This window comes from Streptomyces sp. NPDC039465 (assembly GCF_055639315.1).
The window spans coordinates 797,287-815,170 of sequence record NZ_JBVKAP010000001.1; the positions used below are offsets into that span (position 1 = coordinate 797,287).

Annotated in this window: 14 protein-coding genes; 3 read left to right on the forward strand and 11 right to left on the reverse strand. The window is 72.8% G+C overall.

From position 1 onward, the window contains the following. Nucleotides 1–73: 73 nt before the first annotated feature. The 3 genes from ACZ7LT_RS03740 to ACZ7LT_RS03750 are packed head-to-tail and all read right to left on the reverse strand — an operon-like array spanning nucleotide 74 to nucleotide 3,563. Entirely contained in the window at nucleotides 74–1,147 is a 1,074-nt protein-coding gene (locus ACZ7LT_RS03740; RefSeq protein WP_471233722.1) for a tetratricopeptide repeat protein, read from the reverse strand. Further along, nucleotides 1,144–2,202, reverse strand: coding sequence for a tetratricopeptide repeat protein (locus tag ACZ7LT_RS03745; RefSeq protein ID WP_471233725.1), 1,059 nt, complete (start codon nucleotides 2,200–2,202; stop codon nucleotides 1,144–1,146). Before ACZ7LT_RS03745 ends, ACZ7LT_RS03740 begins: the two co-directional genes overlap by 4 nt. Next, nucleotides 2,199–3,563: an ATP-binding protein gene (locus ACZ7LT_RS03750; protein ID WP_471233729.1), complete on the reverse strand. Its 1,365-nt coding sequence runs from the start codon at nucleotides 3,561–3,563 to the stop codon at nucleotides 2,199–2,201. The genes ACZ7LT_RS03745 and ACZ7LT_RS03750 overlap by 4 nt, the downstream gene beginning before the upstream one ends. A gap of 70 nt (nucleotides 3,564–3,633) precedes the next feature. Between ACZ7LT_RS03750 and ACZ7LT_RS03755 the strand changes: the two genes are divergently transcribed. Continuing rightward, on the forward strand, nucleotides 3,634–4,044 hold the full coding sequence (locus tag ACZ7LT_RS03755) for a hypothetical protein (protein ID WP_471233732.1): 411 nt from the start codon (nucleotides 3,634–3,636) through the stop codon (nucleotides 4,042–4,044). 9 nt (nucleotides 4,045–4,053) lie between these two features. Here the strand turns inward: ACZ7LT_RS03755 and ACZ7LT_RS03760 are convergent, their stop codons facing one another. From ACZ7LT_RS03760 to hrcA, 4 genes are all read right to left on the reverse strand, one after another. Further along, nucleotides 4,054–4,800 (reverse strand): 16S rRNA (uracil(1498)-N(3))-methyltransferase, encoded by a 747-nt coding sequence (locus tag ACZ7LT_RS03760; RefSeq protein ID WP_471233734.1) that lies wholly within the window; start codon nucleotides 4,798–4,800, stop codon nucleotides 4,054–4,056. Next, a complete protein-coding gene (locus ACZ7LT_RS03765; protein ID WP_471233736.1) occupies nucleotides 4,797–5,870 on the reverse strand; it encodes a nitronate monooxygenase in 1,074 nt (357 codons plus the stop codon). Before ACZ7LT_RS03765 ends, ACZ7LT_RS03760 begins: the two co-directional genes overlap by 4 nt. Before the next feature lie 209 nt (nucleotides 5,871–6,079). Continuing rightward, nucleotides 6,080–7,222, reverse strand: a complete 1,143-nt coding sequence (gene dnaJ / locus ACZ7LT_RS03770; protein ID WP_471233740.1) for a molecular chaperone DnaJ — start codon at nucleotides 7,220–7,222, stop codon at nucleotides 6,080–6,082. Then, nucleotides 7,223–8,239, reverse strand: coding sequence for a heat-inducible transcriptional repressor HrcA (gene hrcA / locus ACZ7LT_RS03775; RefSeq protein WP_028797511.1), 1,017 nt, complete (start codon nucleotides 8,237–8,239; stop codon nucleotides 7,223–7,225). Between the two features lie 198 nt (nucleotides 8,240–8,437). Between hrcA and ACZ7LT_RS03780 the strand changes: the two genes are divergently transcribed. Both ACZ7LT_RS03780 and ACZ7LT_RS03785 read left to right on the forward strand, forming a co-directional pair. Further along, a complete protein-coding gene (locus ACZ7LT_RS03780) occupies nucleotides 8,438–9,160 on the forward strand; it encodes an MBL fold metallo-hydrolase (protein ID WP_471233743.1) in 723 nt (240 codons plus the stop codon). 10 nt (nucleotides 9,161–9,170) lie between these two features. Then, nucleotides 9,171–9,995 (forward strand): DUF3097 domain-containing protein, encoded by an 825-nt coding sequence (locus ACZ7LT_RS03785; protein ID WP_471233746.1) that lies wholly within the window; start codon nucleotides 9,171–9,173, stop codon nucleotides 9,993–9,995. A 479-nt stretch (nucleotides 9,996–10,474) separates the two neighbouring features. Here ACZ7LT_RS03785 and hemW read toward each other — a convergent pair whose 3' ends face one another. The 4 genes from hemW to lepA all read right to left on the reverse strand — a co-directional run bounded on the left by hemW (nucleotide 10,475) and on the right by lepA (nucleotide 17,814). Next, on the reverse strand, nucleotides 10,475–11,716 hold the full coding sequence (gene hemW / locus ACZ7LT_RS03790) for a radical SAM family heme chaperone HemW (RefSeq protein WP_471233748.1): 1,242 nt from the start codon (nucleotides 11,714–11,716) through the stop codon (nucleotides 10,475–10,477). Between the two features lie 61 nt (nucleotides 11,717–11,777). Next, a complete protein-coding gene (locus ACZ7LT_RS03795) occupies nucleotides 11,778–13,628 on the reverse strand; it encodes a SpoIIE family protein phosphatase (protein WP_471234780.1) in 1,851 nt (616 codons plus the stop codon). Between the two features lie 190 nt (nucleotides 13,629–13,818). Next, entirely contained in the window at nucleotides 13,819–15,711 is a 1,893-nt protein-coding gene (locus ACZ7LT_RS03800; RefSeq protein WP_471233750.1) for an AMP-dependent synthetase/ligase, read from the reverse strand. 231 nt (nucleotides 15,712–15,942) lie between these two features. After that, nucleotides 15,943–17,814, reverse strand: a complete 1,872-nt coding sequence (gene lepA / locus ACZ7LT_RS03805) for a translation elongation factor 4 (RefSeq protein ID WP_471233753.1) — start codon at nucleotides 17,812–17,814, stop codon at nucleotides 15,943–15,945. Between the last annotated feature and the right edge of the window lie 70 nt (nucleotides 17,815–17,884).

Sequence of the window (17,884 nt, forward strand, 5' to 3'; positions counted from 1 at the left end):
CGGTGGGGGCGGGGGTGGCGGCGGGCGGGCGCCGCGCGGGCCGGCCACGGAGGTCGCGGCGGGCGCGGGCCTCTCAGGGCTTCCGGGCCCGGCGGTTCAGGGCCGCGCGGCTGGCCCAGTACGTGATCACGACCGCCCAGAACAGCAGCGCGCCCAGGGGGCCGATCACGCTCGCGCTCAGCGTCGGCAGCGCGACGGCCAGGAGCGAGTGCAGGCCCAGCAGGGCGACCGCCACGGCCATGGCGAGGGCCGGGCGGCAGCGGCGCGCCACCAGCAGCATCGGGCGGCGCAGCCGGGGCGGCACCCGGCGCAGCATCCACAGCGCCCAGGCCGCCCACAGGCCGGCCAGGACCACCGCGCCCACCGCCTCGGTGATCAGCGCCGCCGACCCGTCGGAGCCCCTCCGCAGCGGTGCCGAGCCCACGATCGCCGTGACGAAGCCGGCCAGAGCCACCCAGCGGGCGCCCGCCGCCGTCCCCCAGGCCATGGTCTCCAGGTTGTAGCGGGCCTTGCGGTCCTCCAGGTCGAGCGCCGCGGACTCGACGAACCCCTCGGCGGCCCGGGTCCACGACCCGGGCCGCCAGCGCCGCCGCATGTGGATCAGGGAGAGGTTGTTGTGGGCCTCGCTGCTGTCCGGGTTGAGCCGCAGCGCGGTCTCGTAGGCGCGCTGCGCGGTCTTGAGGTCACCCATCCGCTGGGCGGTGATCCCGACGAGGAAGTGCGCCGCGTCCTCCTCCGGCGCCAGGGTGACCGCCGTGCGGGCCGCCTCGTACGCCTGCGGGCGCCGCGCCCGTACCCCGCCGCGGTCGATGGCGGTGCCGAGCGCGAGATGGCTGCCCCAGTGGTGCGGGGCGAGCTGGACGGCACGGTACGCGGTCTGCTCGGCCTGCCCGTGGGCGCGCAGGGCGAGCAGGACGTCCGTACGGACCAGCCAGGCCGACACCCGCTCGGGGTCGGCGTGCAGGGCCTGGTCGACGGTGGTCAGCGCGCCGGGCGCGTCCTTCAGCCGGAGGCGGCAGCGGGCGAGGAGGACCAGCGCGGCCGCGTCGTCCGGTTCGGTGGCCAGATGGTCGGCGAGCAGCGCGGCGGCCTGTTCGGGGCGGCCGACGTCGTAGAGGGCGTCGGCGCGTTCCAGGGCCGCGCTCACAGCACCTTGTCGCGGTCGTGGGTGATGCTGAGCAGGTTTGGTGCGAGTCCCAGCCAGAAGAGCCACTGCGGCACGCCGCGTTCGGTCCACGGCACGAGGATGATCAGCAGCGCGCACAGGGCGGCCCAGGCCGCCTGGCCGAGGACGACCCGCGCCCAGAACTTCCGTCGGACCAGGGAGCGCACGGTCAGCCGGGCGCCGGCGCGCATCTTGCGGTAGCGGCGCCAGGCCCCGAAGCCCCAGACGGCGGCCATCAGGCACATCGCCCACAGCCGGGTCCCCCAGGGCACGGGGAGCTCCTTCGCCTCGTCGCCGGTCGGGAAGACGTCGACGGTGACGGCGGCCATGAGGAGGCAGAGCAGGGCCAGCCAGCGGGTGCCACGCAGCATCCGGTAGACGGCCCCGTCGAGGTGCGAGCGCAGGCCGGGCTGGTCGGGCGCGACGGAGAGCGCATCGGCGTAGGTCGTGGCGGCCTGGGCGGCGCTGGTGCCGGGCTGGGCGACCACCTTCTCCGCGGTGAGGAGGACGCCGAACCCATCCGTCGGGTCGATGCGGAGCATCTGGCGGCGCGCCTCGTCACACAGGTCCCGCCGCTGGTTGAAGGCGGCGACCTTCCACAGCGCGTGCCAGGCCTTGGTCTCGTCGGGCGCGATCCGGACGGCTTCCAGGCCCTCCTGGAGGGCCTCCTCGATCCGCCCGACGGTGGCCAGCATCTCGCCGCGGTCGGCGTGGGCCGCCCAGTGGTCCGGGTTGAGACGCAGGGTGTCGCGCATCCCCGCTTCCGCGGCGGGATAGTTTCCGGAGCTGCGCAGCGCGCAGGCGCGTATGTAGTGCGCGTGGGACCGTTCGGGGGTCAGGCTGATGACCGCCTCGGCGGTGCGCAGGGCCTCCTCGTGCCGCTTGCTGAACTGCTGGCACTGGGCGAGCAGAAGCAGCGCCTCGGCGTCGTCGGGGTCGCTCGCGACCTGCCGGGCGAGCAGTTCCATCGCCTGCTCGTACCGCTCGGCGTAGTAGAGCACGCGGGCCTGTTCGGTCAGAGGGGATGCGGTGCTCACAGTTTGCGCTTCTTCTTCAGGTAGGCGAGGAGGTCGTCGTACATGCCGCCGTCGTTGGCGAACATGGCGACGTTGCGGGCGGAGGCGAACCACGGCTCGGTGGAAGGCCGGATCTGCTTGGCCGCGCCGAGCAGGTCCTTCATGCCGATCATCCGTACGGTGCCGGTGCGGGCGGAGTCGAGGAGCGCGGACTCGGCGGCGCTCTCGCAGAGATGGGCGAGGTCGGCGCCGGAGAAGTCCTCGGTGGCCTTGACGAGTTTGCCCAGGTCGACGGCTTCGATGGGGCGTTCGCGCAGGTGGTAGCGGAGGATCGCCTCGCGGGCGGCGGCGTCCGGGGGCAGCACGAGCAGAGTGCGATCGAGCCGGCCGGGGCGGCGCAGCGCGATGTCCACGTCCCAGGGGACGTTGGTGGCGGCGAGGACGAACACGCCTTCGTTGGCGGTGCTGTTGATGCCGTCGAGCTCGGTGAGGAGCTGGTTGACGACATTGCGCAGCCCGCTGTGGTGGGTGCGGCTGCGCTTGGCGCCGAGGGCGTCGAGCTCGTCGAGGAAGACGACGCATGGGGCTTGGCGGCGGGCGGTCTCGAAGATGTCGTGGATGTTCTTCTCGGAGTTGCCGATCCACATGTCGAGGATGTCGGAGAGCGAGATCGACATGAAGTTCGCGCCGAGTTCGCCGGCGACGGCACGCGCGATGAAGGTCTTGCCGCAGCCGGGCGGGCCGTAGAGGAGGAGGCCGCCGCGCAGTGACTTGCCGTACAGCTTGCGCAGTTCGGGGTTGCGCATGGGCGCGAGGAAGGCGGCCTCCAGGCGTTCCTTGACCTCGTACATGCCGCCGACGTCGGCGAGGCGTACGGCGCCGGGGGCGTCGACGTCCCAGGCGTTCGCGTCGCCCGGGTCGCCGCTTCCGTCGGCGGCCAGCGGCGGTTCGACGAACCGCGGTCCGACGACGTCGCCGACCTCCTGCTCGGCGGCGTTCCAGTCGAAGCCGGGTGCCGTGGCGGGGGGTTCGGCGGCTGCGGTGGCCGGCGCGTCGGCGGGGCGCTCGGGCGCAGGGGGCTCAAGCGCGGGGCGCTCAAGCGCGGGGCGCTCAAGCGCGGGGGGCTCGGGCGCGGGGGCGGGGGGCGGCTGGGGAGCCGGAGGGGCCGGGGGCTGCGGCAGGCCCATCGCCCGTGCCATCAGCGCCCGCGCCGCCTCGTCGCCCGGCGCGTGCTGGAGCGTGACGGCCGCCTCGGTGACGGCCTCGTCGTTCCTGCCCTCGGCGAGCAGGAGTTCGGCGAAGTGCAGCCGCAGGGGTACGTCGTCGGGCGCGGCGGCCACCGCCGCGCGCAGGCTCCGGATCAGGGGGGACTCGTCGGACATGCGGACACCCTATGGAGGGCCGCCGAAAATCATGTCATCGGGTCGCGAACGGGCGCCTAGGGTGGGGCCGATGAGACGTGAACGCGTACCGCGCAGGCTGGTCGTGGGCGAGACGGTCTGGCTGTGGTCGGTCGGCCATATGCACACGGTCCCCGACACCCCGGGCCGCCCCCGCTACCCCGACTGCCGCGAAGTGCTGACCCTGCGCCGCGCTGACGCGCGCCACGCCCAGCTGCGGCTGGTGTTCCGGGGCGGTGCCGGCCGGCTCGTACCCGACGGCATCGGCCCGAGTGGCGTGATCCAGGATGCCACCGGCCACGAGCTGAACCTCCACGAACCGGGCGTGGTCCGCCGCCTCGTGGACGCGGCGACGGACCATGGCGTGCTGCCCACCGCCCACGGCGTGACCGAGACGGACGGCTGGGCGCTCCTGGCCACGGACGCGACCGCGGCCGCGACTGCGGCCCCGACCGTGTCCTAGACCTGGTCGTCAGCTCCAGCGGCCCGTGCGGCCGAGGAGGAGCGCCGTCGCCGCCGTGCCGGCCGTGGAGGTACGCAGGACGCTGGGGCCCAAGCGGTACGGCCGCGCGCCCGCCTCGCCGAAGGCGGCCAGCTCCTCCGGGGACACGCCCCCCTCCGGGCCGACGACGAGCACGATGTCGCCCTCGGTGGGGAGTTCGGCGGTGGCCAGCGCGTCGCTCTTGTGGTTCCGGTCCTCGTGCAGCACCGCCGCGAAGTCCGCCGTGGCGAGGAGCGCGGCGACCTGCTTGGTCGTCATCGCGTCCGCGACCTCGGGGAAGCGGGTCCGGCGCGACTGCTTGCCCGCCTCGCGCGCGGTGGCCCGCCATTTCGCGAGGGACTTGGCGCCCCGGTCGCCCTTCCACTGCGTGATGCAGCGGGCGGCGGCCCACGGCACAATCGCGTCGACGCCGGTCTCCGTCATGATCTCGACGGCCAGTTCGCCGCGGTCGCCCTTGGGCAGGGCCTGGACGACGGTGATACGGGGCGTGGGCTCCGGGTCCTCGTACGCCGCCGTGACCTCGACGGTCAGCTGGTCCTTCCCCTCGGCGGAGAGGACCGCGCACGGCGCCCAGTGCCCCCGCCCGTCGGTCAGGACGAGCTCCTCGCCCGCGCGCAGGCGCTTCACGGAGACGGCGTGGCGGCCCTCGGGACCGTCCAGGAGGAACGTGCCTCCCGGCGCGGGGACGGTGTCGACGACGAAGACGGGGGCGGTCATGACGCGTTCCTCGGGGTCAGCGCGGCGCGGGCGGCGTGGAGTTCGGCCACCAGGACGTCGACGAGCTGGGCGGCGGGCAGTTCGCGGGCCATCCGGTGGCCCTGGCCGGCCCACAGGGCCATGCCCTGGGGATCGCCCGCGGTCGCGGCGGCCTTGCGCAGGGGGGAGGTGAGGTGGTGCACCTCGGGGTAGGCGGCGGGGGCGTACGGTCCGTGCTCGCGCATGAACCGGTTGACCAGGCCGCGCGCCGGGCGCCCGGAGAACGCGCGGGTCAGCTCCGTGCGGGTGAACAGCGGGTTGGTCATGGCCTGCTTGTGCAGGGCGTGCGCGCCGGACTCGGGGCACACCAGGAACGCGGTGCCGAGCTGGGCAGCGTCCGCCCCTGCGGCGAGGATCCCGGCGATCTGCCCGCCGCGCATGAGGCCGCCGGCCGCGATGACCGGCATGGAGACGGTCTCGCGGACCTGCGCGACCAGAGACAGCAGGCCGACGCCCGCGCGGTCGCTGGCGGGGTCGTCGCGGTGGGTGCCCTGGTGGCCGCCGGCCTCCACGCCCTGCACGCAGACGGCGTCCGCCCCGGCCCAGTGGGCCGCCTGGGCCTCCTCGGGGCTGGTGACGGTGACGACGGTGTACGTGCCCACGCGAGCGAGGGCGTCGAGGGTCTCCCGGGTCGGGCAGCCGAAGGTGAACGACACGACGGGGACAGGGTCCTCGACGAGGATGGCCAGCTTGGCGTCGTACCCGTCGTCGCGGCCGGAGTCGGGGTCGCCGAGCGGCGTCTCGTACCAGGAGGCCTCGCCCGCGAGCTGATGCCGGTACACGTCGACGGCGGAGGCGTCGGCCTGGCCGGCCTGCGGCATGAAGAGGTTGACCCCGAACGGCTGACCGGTCAGCCCGCGGACCTGCTTGATCTCCTGGTACATGCCGTCGGCGGTCTTGTACCCGGCGGCGAGAAAACCGAGCCCGCCGGCCTCGGAGACGGCGGCCGCGAGCTGCGGACCGGAAGCGCCACCCGCCATGGGGGCCTGCACGATCGGATGACGACAGAGATCGTTCAGTGCGGAGGACATGCAGGCATGGTGTCACGCCGGACCGACAGCCCCCGCATCACCCGGCACGACGAACCCCGCCGCCCGGGCGGACCGGACGGCGGGGCCGTAGGAGGAGCGGGTAGGGCTACCGCCCGTTGAACGCATCCTTCAAGCGCGAGAACAGGCCCTGCCGCCCCGGCTGACCGTGCTGACCCGGGGGACGACCCCCGGACCCCCGGCCGGGCGCGCTACCGCCCGTTGAACGCATCCTTCAAGCGCGAGAACAGGCCCTGCTGGCCCGGCTGGAACTGGCCCATCGGCCGTTCCTCGCCGCGCAGCTTCGCCAGCTCCCGCAGCAGCCGCTCCTGCTCGGGGTCGAGCTTCGACGGCGTCATGACCTCGACGTGGACGATGAGGTCGCCGCGCCCGTTGCCGCGTAGGTGCGTGACGCCGCGGCCGTGCAGCGGGATCGACTGGCCCGACTGCGTACCGGGCCGGATGTCGACCTCCTCGACGCCGTCCAGGGTCTCCAGCGGCACCTTCGTGCCGAGCGCGCCCGCCGTCATCGGGATCGTGACCGTGCAGTGGAGATCGTCGCCGCGCCGCTGGAAGACCGAGTGCGGCAGCTCGTGGATCTCGACGTACAGGTCGCCGGCGGGGCCGCCGCCCGGGCCGACCTCGCCCTCGCCTGCGAGCTGGATACGGGTGCCGTTGTCGACACCGGCCGGGATCTTGACCGTGAGGGTCCGGCGGGAGCGCACGCGCCCGTCGCCCGCGCACTCGGGGCACGGGGTCGGCACGACCGTGCCGAAGCCCTGGCACTGGGGGCAGGGGCGGGAGGTCATGACCTGGCCCAGGAAGGACCGGGTGACCTGGGACACCTCGCCGCGGCCGCGGCACATGTCACACGTCTGCGCCGACGTACCGGGCGCCGCGCCCTCGCCGGAGCAGGTCGTACAGACGACGGCCGTGTCGACCTGGATGTCCTTCGTCGTGCCGAAGGCCGCCTCGTTGAGCTCGATCTCCAGGCGGATCATGGCGTCCTGGCCGCGGCGCGTACGCGAGCGCGGCCCGCGCTGCGACGCCGTGCCGAAGAAGGCGTCCATGATGTCGGAGAAGTTGCCGAAGCCACCGGCCCCGAAGCCGCCCGCGGCGCCACCGGCACCGCCGGACGCGGAGAGCGGGTCCCCGCCGAGGTCGTAGACCTGCTTCTTCTGCGGGTCCGAGAGGACCTCGTACGCGGCGTTGATCTCCTTGAACCGCTCCTGCGTCTTCGGGTCCGGATTCACGTCCGGGTGAAGCTCGCGGGCGAGGCGCCGGAACGCCTTCTTGATCTCGTCCTGCGATGCGTCGCGGCGTACGCCGAGTACGGCGTAGTAGTCCGTGGCCACTTACGACTCCGCCAGGATCTGTCCGACGTAACGTGCCACTGCGCGTACCGCTCCCATCGTTCCGGGGTAGTCCATGCGGGTCGGTCCGACCACGCCGAGTTTGGCGACTGCCTCGTCGCCCGAACCGTAGCCGACCGCGACGACGGACGTGGACGTGAGGCCCTCATGGGCGTTCTCGTGCCCGATCCGTACGGTCATGCCCGAGTCCTTGGCCTCGCCGAGCAGCTTCAGCAGGACGACCTGCTCCTCCAACGCCTCCAGCACGGGCCGGATCGTCAGCGGGAAGTCGTGTCCGAAGCGGGTGAGATTGGCGGTGCCGCCGATCATCAGCCGCTCCTCGTGCTCCTCGACGAGGGTTTCCAGCAGGGTGGCCAGCACGGCCGAGACCGTACCGCGGTCCTCCGTCTCGAAGGACTCGGGCAGGTCCTGCACCAGCTGCGGCACGTCCGCGAAGCGGCGGCCGACGACCCTGCTGTTGAGCCGGGCCCGCAGATCGGCGAGAGAGGTCTCGCCGAACGGGGCCGGGCAGTCGATCATGCGCTGCTCGACCCGTCCCGTGTCGGTGATCAGGACGAGCATCAGCCGGGCGGGGGCGAGCGAGAGGAGTTCCACGTGCCGCACGGTCGAGCGGGTCAGCGAGGGGTACTGCACCACCGCGACCTGCCGGGTCAGCTGCGCGAGCAGCCGGACCGTGCGTCCGACGACGTCGTCGAGGTCGACGGCGCCGTCGAGGAAGTTGTGGATCGCCCGGCGCTCGGGCGTCGACAGCGGCTTGACGCCCGCGAGCCTGTCGACGAAGAGGCGGTAGCCCTTGTCGGTGGGGATCCGCCCGGCGCTGGTGTGCGGCTGGGCGATGTATCCCTCGTCCTCCAGGACGGCCATGTCGTTGCGGACCGTGGCCGGGGAGACGCCCAGGGCGTGGCGCTCGGTGAGCGCCTTGGAGCCGACGGGCTCCTCGGTACCGACATAGTCCTGGACGATGGCGCGGAGCACTTCGAGTCTGCGTTCGCTGAGCATCGCGCTCACCTCCAGCTGCGGTTTCCGGTCGTTCCAGTCGTTCGCCTGGCACTCACCCTGTCCGAGTGCCAGCATCCCCCGGTCAGTGTACGGCGGGGGGCGGCGCTCCTGGCAAGGAGACCGGCGGCACGTCCGACCGGTCAGGGTGGCGCGCGGAAATCACGCGACGGTGCTGGTCGTTGCCGATAGCGTCTCGGTATGGACGTCAGTTGGGAAGAGTTCGGGTGGGAGCGGATCGCCCACGGGGTGGGCCGCAGGCGCCTCCCGGTCTGGGACGCGACGGTCGGACTGGTCGTCGGCGACGCCGCGGTGCTGCTGTACGACACGGGCTCGTCCCTCAGGGAGGGCGCCGAGCTGCGCGCGCAGGTGCAGGCGATGACCGGCCGGAAAGTGACGCACATCGCACTGGGGCACCCCCACTTCGATCATGTCCTGGGGACGGCCGCGTTCTCGGGGGTGGAGGTGTACGGCGCGGTCGGCATGGACACGCTGCTGCGGGGCCGGGAGCGGGACGCGCTGCGCCTGGACGCGGTACGCCAGGGTCTCGACGCCGCAGAGGCGGCGGAGGCGACGGGCGTCCTGGTGGCGCCGCACCACGTGGTGTCGGGCGAGTGGACGCTGGACCTGGGCGGCCGCCAGGTCCTGCTGGCGAACGTCGGCCCCGGACACACGGGCCACGATCTGGCGCTGCTGGTCCCCGGCTCCCCTGAGGTCGTCTTCTGCGGTGACCTGGTGGAGGAGTCGGGCGAGCCCCAGGCGGGCCCGGACGCGATCCCGTCGCGCTGGCCGGCCGCCCTGGACCGCCTGCTCTCCCTGGGCGGCGAGGAGGCGGTGTACGTCCCCGGGCACGGCGCGGTCGTCGACGCGGCGTTCGTACGGGCGCAGCGCGATGAGCTGGCGAGGCGCTTCGCGGTGTCGTAGCGTCGGCGAAATGCGCAGCTACAGCCCTGATCTGACGCCCCCTTGGAAGAGGCCGTCGGCCGTTCCCGAAGTGTCCGCCGAGGTCGATCTGGTGGTGGAGGAGGTGGGGACGGGCTTCTGCGGCGCGGTCATCCGTACGGAGAAGACGGCGCAGGGTCCGACGGTGACCCTGGAGGACCGGTTCGGCAAGCAGCGGGTGTTCCCGATGGAACCGCGCGGATTCCTGCTGGAGGGCAAGGTCGTCACGCTGGTCCGCCCGACGGGGGCGGCGGCGCCGGCGCGCCCGGCCCGTACGGCCTCCGGTTCGATCGCGGTCCCGGGGGCACGCGCGCGTGTCGCCCGTGCGGGCCGCATCTATGTGGAGGGCCGGCACGACGCGGAGCTGGTGGAGAAGGTCTGGGGCGACGACCTGCGGATCGAGGGCGTGGTCGTCGAGTACCTGGAGGGCATCGACGACCTCCCGTCGATCGTCGCCGACTTCGCCCCCGGCCCGGACGCGCGCCTGGGGGTCCTGGTGGACCACCTGGTGCCGGGCTCGAAGGAGTCCCGCATCGCGGCCCAGGTCTCCGGCGACGACGTCCTGATCGTCGGCCATCCGTACATCGACGTCTGGGAGGCCGTGAAGCCCTCGTCCCTGGGCATCCCGTCCTGGCCCCGGGTGCCGCACGGCCAGGACTGGAAGACGGGCGTGTGCGAGGCCCTGGGGTGGCCGGGGAACACGGGGGCGGCGTGGCGGGGGATTCTCTCGCGGGTGCGGAGCTACAAGGACCTGGAGCCGGAGCTGTTGGGGCGGGTGGAGGAGCTGATCGACTTCGTCACGGCGCCGGGGGGCTGAGGGCGGGGTTTCTCCCCCACCCCGCCCCTTCCCGAAACCCTGCCGGGGGCTGGTGGGGGGGGTGACTGTCCGGGGGCGAGGCCCCCGGACCCCTGCGAGGCGGCAGCTTCGCGCCGCAGGCCCAGACGCCGGGCCGTCGGCCTCGTTGTGGCGCCGGGCGCCACAGGCCCCGTTGTGGCGGGGGGCGGTGCCACAGGCCCGGGCCCGGATCGGCGGCCCCGTTGTGGGCATACGTTCCGCAGGGCTGGGGGTCCCCCCGGACGAAGTCTGGGGGAGGGTGGGCACAACGCCCACGACGGGCGGCGCCCCTCGCTCTGGCGGTGCACACGACCGGCCGGTGCGCCAGGACCAGGCGGCGCCCAACGCTCGGGCGGTGCGCCACGACGGGCGGCGACCCTCGCTCTCGCGGTGCACACGACCGGCCGGTGCGCCAGGACCAGCCGGCGCCCTCCGGTTGGCGGCGGCGCGCGGCGGCTCGGTCAGTCCACCAGGTCCCGGACCACCGCGTCCGCCAGCAGCCGCCCCCGCAGGGTGAGGACGGCCCGCCCCGCCTCGTACGGCTCCGGAGCGAGGAGACCGTCCGCGAGGGCCTTGCGGGATGCGGCCAGGCCCGCCGGGCGCAGGAGGGCGAGCTCCACGCCCTCGCGGAGCCGGAGCTCCAGCAGGACCCGCTCCACCCGGCGGTCCTCGGCCGTCAGGAGCTCGCGGCCCGCGCCGGGCGACTTCCCCGCCGCCAGCGCCGCCGCGTACGCGCCGGGGTGCTTGACGTTCCACCAGCGCACGCCGCCGACGTGGCTGTGCGCCCCGGGGCCCGCGCCCCACCAGTCCGCGCCGCGCCAGTAGAGCTCGTTGTGCAGGCAGCGGCCGGCCTCCGAGGTGGCCCAGTTCGAGACCTCGTACCACGCGTAGCCCGCCTCGGCGAGGACCGAGTCGGCGATCAGGTACCGGTCCGCGTGTACGTCGTCGTCGGTCATCGGCACCTCCCCGCGCCGGATCCGCCGCGCGAGCTGCGTGCCTTCCTCGACGATCAGGGCGTACGCGCTGACGTGGTCCGGGCCCGCGCCGATCGCCGCGTCCAGGGACGCCCGCCAGTCGTCGTCGGACTCCCCCGGCGTGCCGTAGATGAGGTCCAGGTTGACGTGGTCGAAGCCGGCCGCGCGCGCCTCGGCGACGCAGGCCTCTGGCCGACCGGGGGTGTGCGTCCGGTCGAGGATCTTCAGGACGTGCTGCTTCGCGCTCTGCATCCCGAAGGAGATCCGGTTGAAGCCGCCCGCCCGCAGCTCCGCCAGATACGCGGGGTTCACGGACTCCGGGTTCGCCTCCGTGGTCACCTCGGCGTCGTCGGCGAGCCCGAACTCGTCGCGGACGGCGTCCAGCATCCGTACGAGATCGCCGGCGGCGAGCAGCGTCGGCGTGCCCCCGCCGACGAAGACGGTCCGCACGGGCCGGGGGTCGTCGCCGAGGGTCTTGCGGGCGAGCCGGATCTCCTCGACGACCTGGCCCGCGTAGTTGTCGCGGGAGGCGAGCACCCCTCCGCTGCCGCGCAGCTCGCTCGCGGTGTAGGTGTTGAAGTCGCAGTAGCCGCAGCGCGTCGCGCAGTACGGCACGTGCAGATAGAACCCGAGGGGACGCGACGCCGCACCCTCCAGGGCGGACGCGGGCAGCGCCCCGTCCTCGGGCATGGGCTCACCATCGGGCAGTACGGAAGGCATACCGCCCATTGTCCGTCACCGGCGACGCTCTCCGGTTCAGGCCGCCCAGGAGGCGCCCGTCGCCGGACCCTTACCCGTCGCCCGGTCGCCGCGCCTGGAGCACCAGCAGCGCCAGGTCGTCGCCGACGGGCGCGTCCCCGAAGGCGTGCACGGCCTGCCGGATCCGGTCCGCGGTCCGCTCCGCCGTCAGTCCGGCGCAGTCGGCGAGCGCCCGCTCCAGGCCGTCGCCGTCGTCGAACATCCGGCCGCCGGAGCGCCGCTCGGTCACCCCGTCGGTGACGCAGAGCAGGGTGTCGCCCGGCTCCAGGTCGAAGGTGTGGCTCTCGTAGGCGACGTCCCCGACGACGCCGAGGAGGATCTGCGGCTCGGCGACCTGCCGCACGGTCCCGTCGGGCCGGAGCAGCAGGGGCAGCGGGTGCCCGGCGCAGGCGACGGTGCAGTGTGCGCCGCCGTACGCGCCCAGCGGGGTGATCTCGCCGTACAGCAGGGACAGGAAGCGGGGCTGGGGCCGGTCGGGGACGTCCTGGCCGCCGGCCGCGGCGGCCATCAGGGCGGCGGCCTCGGCGGCCTCCGTGGCGTCGTCGAGGAGGAGGCCGTTGAGGCGGTCGAGCACCTCGCCGACCTGGTGTTCCTCGCGGGCGAGGAGCCGCAGCCAGGGGCGGGCGAGGCCGGTGACGACGGCGGCTTCGGGGCCGCTGCCCTGGACGTCGCCGAGCATGAAGCCCCAGCGGTCGCCGGTGCCGCCCGCGGGAAAGATGTCGTAGAAGTCGCCGCCGGCCACGGAGTCGTCGCTCGGTTCGTAGACGACGTGGCTGTCCACGCCGGGGATCCTGGCGACCTGGCTGGGCAGCAGGCCGCGCTGGAGGACCCGGCTGATGGTGGCCTGCCGGGCGTAGCGGCGGGCGGCGCCGATGGCGAGGGCGACGCGGCGGGCGAAGTCCTCGACGAGGGTGGTGACGCCGGCGGGGACGGGGTGCGGTCCGCGCCGTCCGATCAGGAGGGTGCCGAGTCCGCGGCCGCCCGCGACGAGCGGGTAGGCGAGGGCGCTGCCGGTCTCGGTGTCGGCGTCGTACGGCCAGGGGACGGGGACGGCCCCGGTCCTGGTGGGGTCGGGGACCCGGGGCGCTTCCTTGCTGAGGGCCGTACGCAGCCGTTCGGTGGCGGCCTCGTCGATGTGCCAGACGCCGCCGGGGCGGGGGCCCGTACCGGCGCCCGGTCCGGTGCCTTCGGGGTCCAGCCATAACGCGGACCAGTGGGCGACGCGTGGGACGAGGAGCTGCCCGGCGAGCGCGGCGACCATGTCCTCGTCGAGCTGGCCGGCGAGCAGTTCGGACGACTCGGCGAGGAAGGACAGGGCGCTGCGGCCGTCCCAGTCGCGGTCGGTGTCGTCCTCGTCGTACGGGCGGTCGGCGGCGGGGTCCGGGGCGAAGGGGACGACAGGCCGCCGGGCGGGCTGGCCGGGCTGGTGGTGGGGGCCCGGTCCGCGGCCGTCCAGGGGGACCCGGGCCCAGACCGTCTTCAGGCCGGGGCGGTAGGTGACGCCCCAGCATTCGCAGACCGCGGCGACGAGGTGCAGGCCGCCGCCGTGGGCGGTGCCGGCCGGGTCGCGTCCGGCGACGGTACGGGTCGGGTGGTGGTCGGAGACCTCGACGACCACGGCCGCGGGCACGTCCTCGGCGGCCTCGGCGAGCCGTACGACGAGCTCGACGGCGGTGCCGGCGTGGACGACGGCGTTGGTGACGAGTTCGCTGACGACCAGCACGGCGTCGTCGGTGACGGTCGCGTCGAGGGGCACGGCGTCGGCCCACTCGTCGAGCGCGGCCCGGGCGAAGCGCCGGGCGGCGGCCGGGGTGAACGGATCGCCGGGCAGCCCGGTACGGACCACCGAGGACACGGCGGGGCGAGCGGTCTCCCGGTGCATCAGCCGCGACGGTTGCGCGGACTGCGAGGGAATGGACCTCACTGTGCTGCTCCTGGTCGGCTGTGGCGTTGCGCCGCGTGGACACCGACAGAGTGACAGACAGAGCCCGCCCATAAGCGCCGAGTCATCGAACTCGGCGAAGACAGGTCACGGGGACGGGCGCGCCCGCCCGTCCCCGTTCCCGGTGCCGCTACGACTCGCGCGACCCGGCGTACATCTCGTCGATCAGGTCCTTGTACGTGCGCTCGACCACCGGGCGCTTCAGCTTGAGGCTGGGCGTCAGCTCGCCGTGCTCGATGTCGAGGTCGCGCGGCAGGAGCCGGAACTTCTTGATGGTCTGCCAGCGCTGCAGGCCTTCGTTGAGCCGGTCGACGTACCCCTGGATGAGCCGCTGGGTCTGCGGGGAGGCGACCACTTCGGCGTAGGACTTGCCGCCGAGGCCGTGGTCGGTGGCCCAGCCGAGGATGGCGGGCTCGTCGAGGGCGATCAGGGCGGTGCAGAAGTTCCGGTCGGCGCCGTGGACCAGGATGTTGGAGACGAACGGGCAGACGGCCTTGAACTGGCCCTCGACCTCGGCGGGGGCGATGTACTTGCCGCCGGACGTCTTGATCAGGTCCTTCTTGCGGTCGGTGATCCGCAGGTAGCCGTCGGGCGAGAGCTCGCCGATGTCGCCGGTGTGGAACCAGCCGTCGGCCTCCAGGACCTCGGTCGTCTTCTCGGGCAGGCCGTGGTAGCCCTCCATGATGCCGGGGCCGCGCAGCAGGATCTCGCCGTCGTCGGCGATGCGGACCTCGGTGCCGGGCAGCGGCTTGCCGACGGTGCCGGTGCGGTAGGCCTCGCCGGGGTTGACGAAGGAGGCGGCGCTGGACTCGGTGAGGCCGTAGCCCTCCAGGATGTGGATGCCGGCGCCGGAGAAGAAGTAGCCGATCTCGGGGGCGAGCGCGGCGGAGCCGGAGACGGCGGCGCGCAGGTGGCCGCCGAAGGCCTCGCGGAGCTTCTTGTAGACGAGCGCGTCGGCGACCTTGTGCTTGGCGCTGAGGCCGAAGGGGGCGGAGGCGGTGCCCGTGCGGCGGAAGTTGTCCTGGGTGACCTTGGCGTACTCGCGGGCGACGCCCGCGGCCCACTGGAAGATCTTGTACTTGGCGGCGCCGCCGGCCCGGGCCTTGGCGGCGACTCCGTTGTAGACCTTCTCGAAGATGCGGGGCACGGCCGCCATGTAGGTGGGCTGGACGACCGGCAGGTTCTCGATGATCTTGTCGACGCGGCCGTCGACGGCGGTGACGTGCCCGACCTCGATCTGTCCGGAGGTCAGGACCTTGCCGAAGACGTGGGCGAGGGGCAGCCAGAGGTACTGGACGTCGTCGCCGGTGACCAGCCCGGTGGCGGCGATCGCCTTGGCCATGTACGACCAGTTGTCGTGCGGGAGCCGTACGCCCTTGGGGCGGCCCGTGGTGCCGGAGGTGTAGATGAGGGTGGCGAGCTGGGTGGGCGTGATGGCCCCGACGCGCTCCTTGACCACCTCGGGGTTCTTCTCCAGGTACGCCTTTCCGCGCGCCTCCAGCTCGGCGAGGCTGAGCACCCAGCCCTCGGGGTCGTCCTCGGCGCCCTGCTCGATGCCGCTCGGGTCGATGACGACGACATGGGCGAGGTGGCCCAGGTCGGCGCGGCGCTCGCGGGCCTTGGCGAGCTGGGCGGCGTCCTCGGCGATCAGGACCCGGCTCTCGGAGTCGGCGAGGATGTAGGCGGACTCCTCGGCGTTGGTCTGCGGGTAGACCGTGGTGGTGGCGCCGCCGGCGCACATGACGCCGAGGTCTGCGAGGATCCACTCGACGCGGGTGGCGGAGGCGAGCGCGACGCGCTCCTCGGGACGCACCCCGAGGTCGATCAGGCCGGCCGCGATGGCGTAGACCCGCTCGGCGGCCTGTTCCCAGCTGAGCGATTTCCAGTCGTCGGGCCCCTGGCCGGTGGCCGAGGGGACCGGGTAGCGATAGGCCTCCGCGTCGGGGGTCTTCGCCACGCGCTCCAGGAAGAGGGTCGCCACGGAGGGCGGTCGGTTCTCGATCAGGTTCAGTGTGTCGCTCACGACGTCCTCCGGGGCTTGCGGCAGGGCTGCACGACGGGATGATTGTTTAACTGGCGAGTAACCCTCGGGCGGGATCAGGTTAGAGCGCGGTGGTCCGCCGCGTAAGGGGCTGCGGCCCTGCGGTTCATACCCGCTTCATAACGACTGTGCGTTACCTGTGCGTGTTCGCGGCACACAAAAGCGCCCGTCCGTGAACCGAACGGGCGCTTCGCGTACGTACTGGCCGAGGAGCTACTTCTTCGTCTTGCCGCCGGCCGAGTCGTCGCTGGAGAGGACGGCGATGAAGGCCTCCTGCGGGACCTCCACGGAGCCGACCATCTTCATGCGCTTCTTGCCTTCCTTCTGCTTCTCCAGCAGCTTCCGCTTACGGGAGATGTCACCGCCGTAGCACTTGGCGAGGACGTCCTTGCGGATGGCGCGGATGGTCTCGCGGGCGATGACCCGGGAGCCGATGGCCGCCTGGATGGGCACCTCGAACGCCTGCCGCGGGATGAGCTCGCGCAGCTTGGCGACGAGCCGTACGCCATACGCGTAGGCCGCGTCCTTGTGGGTGATGGCGGAGAAGGCGTCGACCTTGTCGCCGTGCAGCAGGATGTCGACCTTGACCAGGGAGCTGCTCTGCTCGCCGGTGGGCTCGTAGTCGAGGGAGGCATAGCCGCGGGTCTTGGACTTCAGCTGGTCGAAGAAGTCGAAGACGATCTCGGCGAGCGGGAGGGTGTAGCGGATCTCGACCCGGTCCTCGGAGAGGTAGTCCATGCCGAGCAGGGTGCCGCGGCGGGTCTGGCAGAGCTCCATGATCGCGCCGATGAACTCGCTCGGGGCGAGGATCGTGGCGCGGACCACGGGCTCGTACACGTCCGCGATCTTGCCCTCGGGGAACTCGCTCGGGTTGGTGACGGTGTGTTCCCGCCCGTCCTCCATGAGCACGCGGTAGACCACGTTGGGGGCGGTGGCGATCAGGTCGAGCCCGAACTCGCGCTCCAGCCGCTCGCGGATGACGTCGAGGTGCAGCAGGCCGAGGAAGCCGACGCGGAAGCCGAAGCCCAGCGCGGCGGAGGTCTCCGGCTCGTAGACCAGCGCGGCGTCGTTGAGCTGGAGCTTGTCGAGGGCGTCACGCAGCTCGGGGTAGTCCGAGCCGTCCAGCGGGTAGAGGCCGGAGAACACCATCGGCTTGGGGTCCTTGTAGCCGCCCAGGGCCTCGGTGGCGCCCTTGCTCAGGGTGGTGATGGTGTCACCGACCTTGGACTGGCGGACGTCCTTCACACCGGTGATGAGGTAGCCCACCTCGCCGACGCCGAGACCGTCGGCCGGCAGCATCTCCGGGGAGTTGGTGCCGATCTCCAGCAGCTCGTGGGTGGCGCCGGTGGACATCATCCGGATGCGCTCGCGCTTGTTGAGCTGGCCGTCCACGACACGGACGTAGGTGACGACACCGCGGTAGGAGTCGTAGACCGAGTCGAAGATCATCGCGCGGGCCGGGGCGTCCTTGACGCCGACCGGAGCCGGCACGTCCTTGACCACCCGGTTGAGCAGCACGTCGACGCCGACGCCGGTCTTCGCGGAGACCTTGAGCACGTCCTCGGGCTGGCAGCCGATGAGATTGGCGAGCTCCTCGGAGAACTTCTCCGGCTGCGCGGCGGGCAGGTCGATCTTGTTGAGCACCGGGACGATGGTGAGGTCGTTCTCCATCGCCAGGTAGAGGTTGGCGAGCGTCTGCGCCTCGATGCCCTGGGCGGCGTCGACGAGCAGGATCGTGCCCTCGCAGGCCGCCAGGGACCGGGAGACCTCGTAGGTGAAGTCGACGTGGCCGGGGGTGTCGATCATGTTCAGGATGTGGGTGGTGCCCACGTCCGGGCCCGCGGTGGGCGCCCACGGAAGACGCACGGCCTGGGACTTGATCGTGATGCCACGCTCGCGCTCGATGTCCATCCGGTCGAGATACTGGGCGCGCATCTGCCGTTGGTCGACCACCCCGGTCAGCTGGAGCATCCGGTCGGCAAGGGTGGACTTGCCGTGGTCGATGTGCGCGATGATGCAGAAATTGCGGATCAGCGCCGGGTCGGTACGGCTCGGCTCAGGCACGTTGGTAGGAGTCGCGGGCACGCAAGGTCTCGTCTCGGGGCGATGGTCGGATCGATACGTAGGTTCCATGGTCCCACGGACCGGGACCAGG

Coding starts and splice junctions, on each gene's coding strand:
- ACZ7LT_RS03780 (WP_471233743.1), top strand. CDS start 8,438: ATGGACGTCAGTTGGGAAGAGTTCGGGTGGGAGCGGATCGCCCACGGG.
- hemW (WP_471233748.1), bottom strand. CDS start 11,716: ATGGGCGGTATGCCTTCCGTACTGCCCGATGGTGAGCCCATGCCCGAG.
- ACZ7LT_RS03795 (WP_471234780.1), bottom strand. CDS start 13,628: ATGCACCGGGAGACCGCTCGCCCCGCCGTGTCCTCGGTGGTCCGTACC.
- hrcA (WP_028797511.1), bottom strand. CDS start 8,239: ATGCTCAGCGAACGCAGACTCGAAGTGCTCCGCGCCATCGTCCAGGAC.
- ACZ7LT_RS03785 (WP_471233746.1), top strand. CDS start 9,171: ATGCGCAGCTACAGCCCTGATCTGACGCCCCCTTGGAAGAGGCCGTCG.
- ACZ7LT_RS03760 (WP_471233734.1), bottom strand. CDS start 4,800: ATGACCGCCCCCGTCTTCGTCGTCGACACCGTCCCCGCGCCGGGAGGC.
- ACZ7LT_RS03755 (WP_471233732.1), top strand. CDS start 3,634: ATGAGACGTGAACGCGTACCGCGCAGGCTGGTCGTGGGCGAGACGGTC.
- ACZ7LT_RS03765 (WP_471233736.1), bottom strand. CDS start 5,870: ATGTCCTCCGCACTGAACGATCTCTGTCGTCATCCGATCGTGCAGGCC.
- ACZ7LT_RS03750 (WP_471233729.1), bottom strand. CDS start 3,563: ATGTCCGACGAGTCCCCCCTGATCCGGAGCCTGCGCGCGGCGGTGGCC.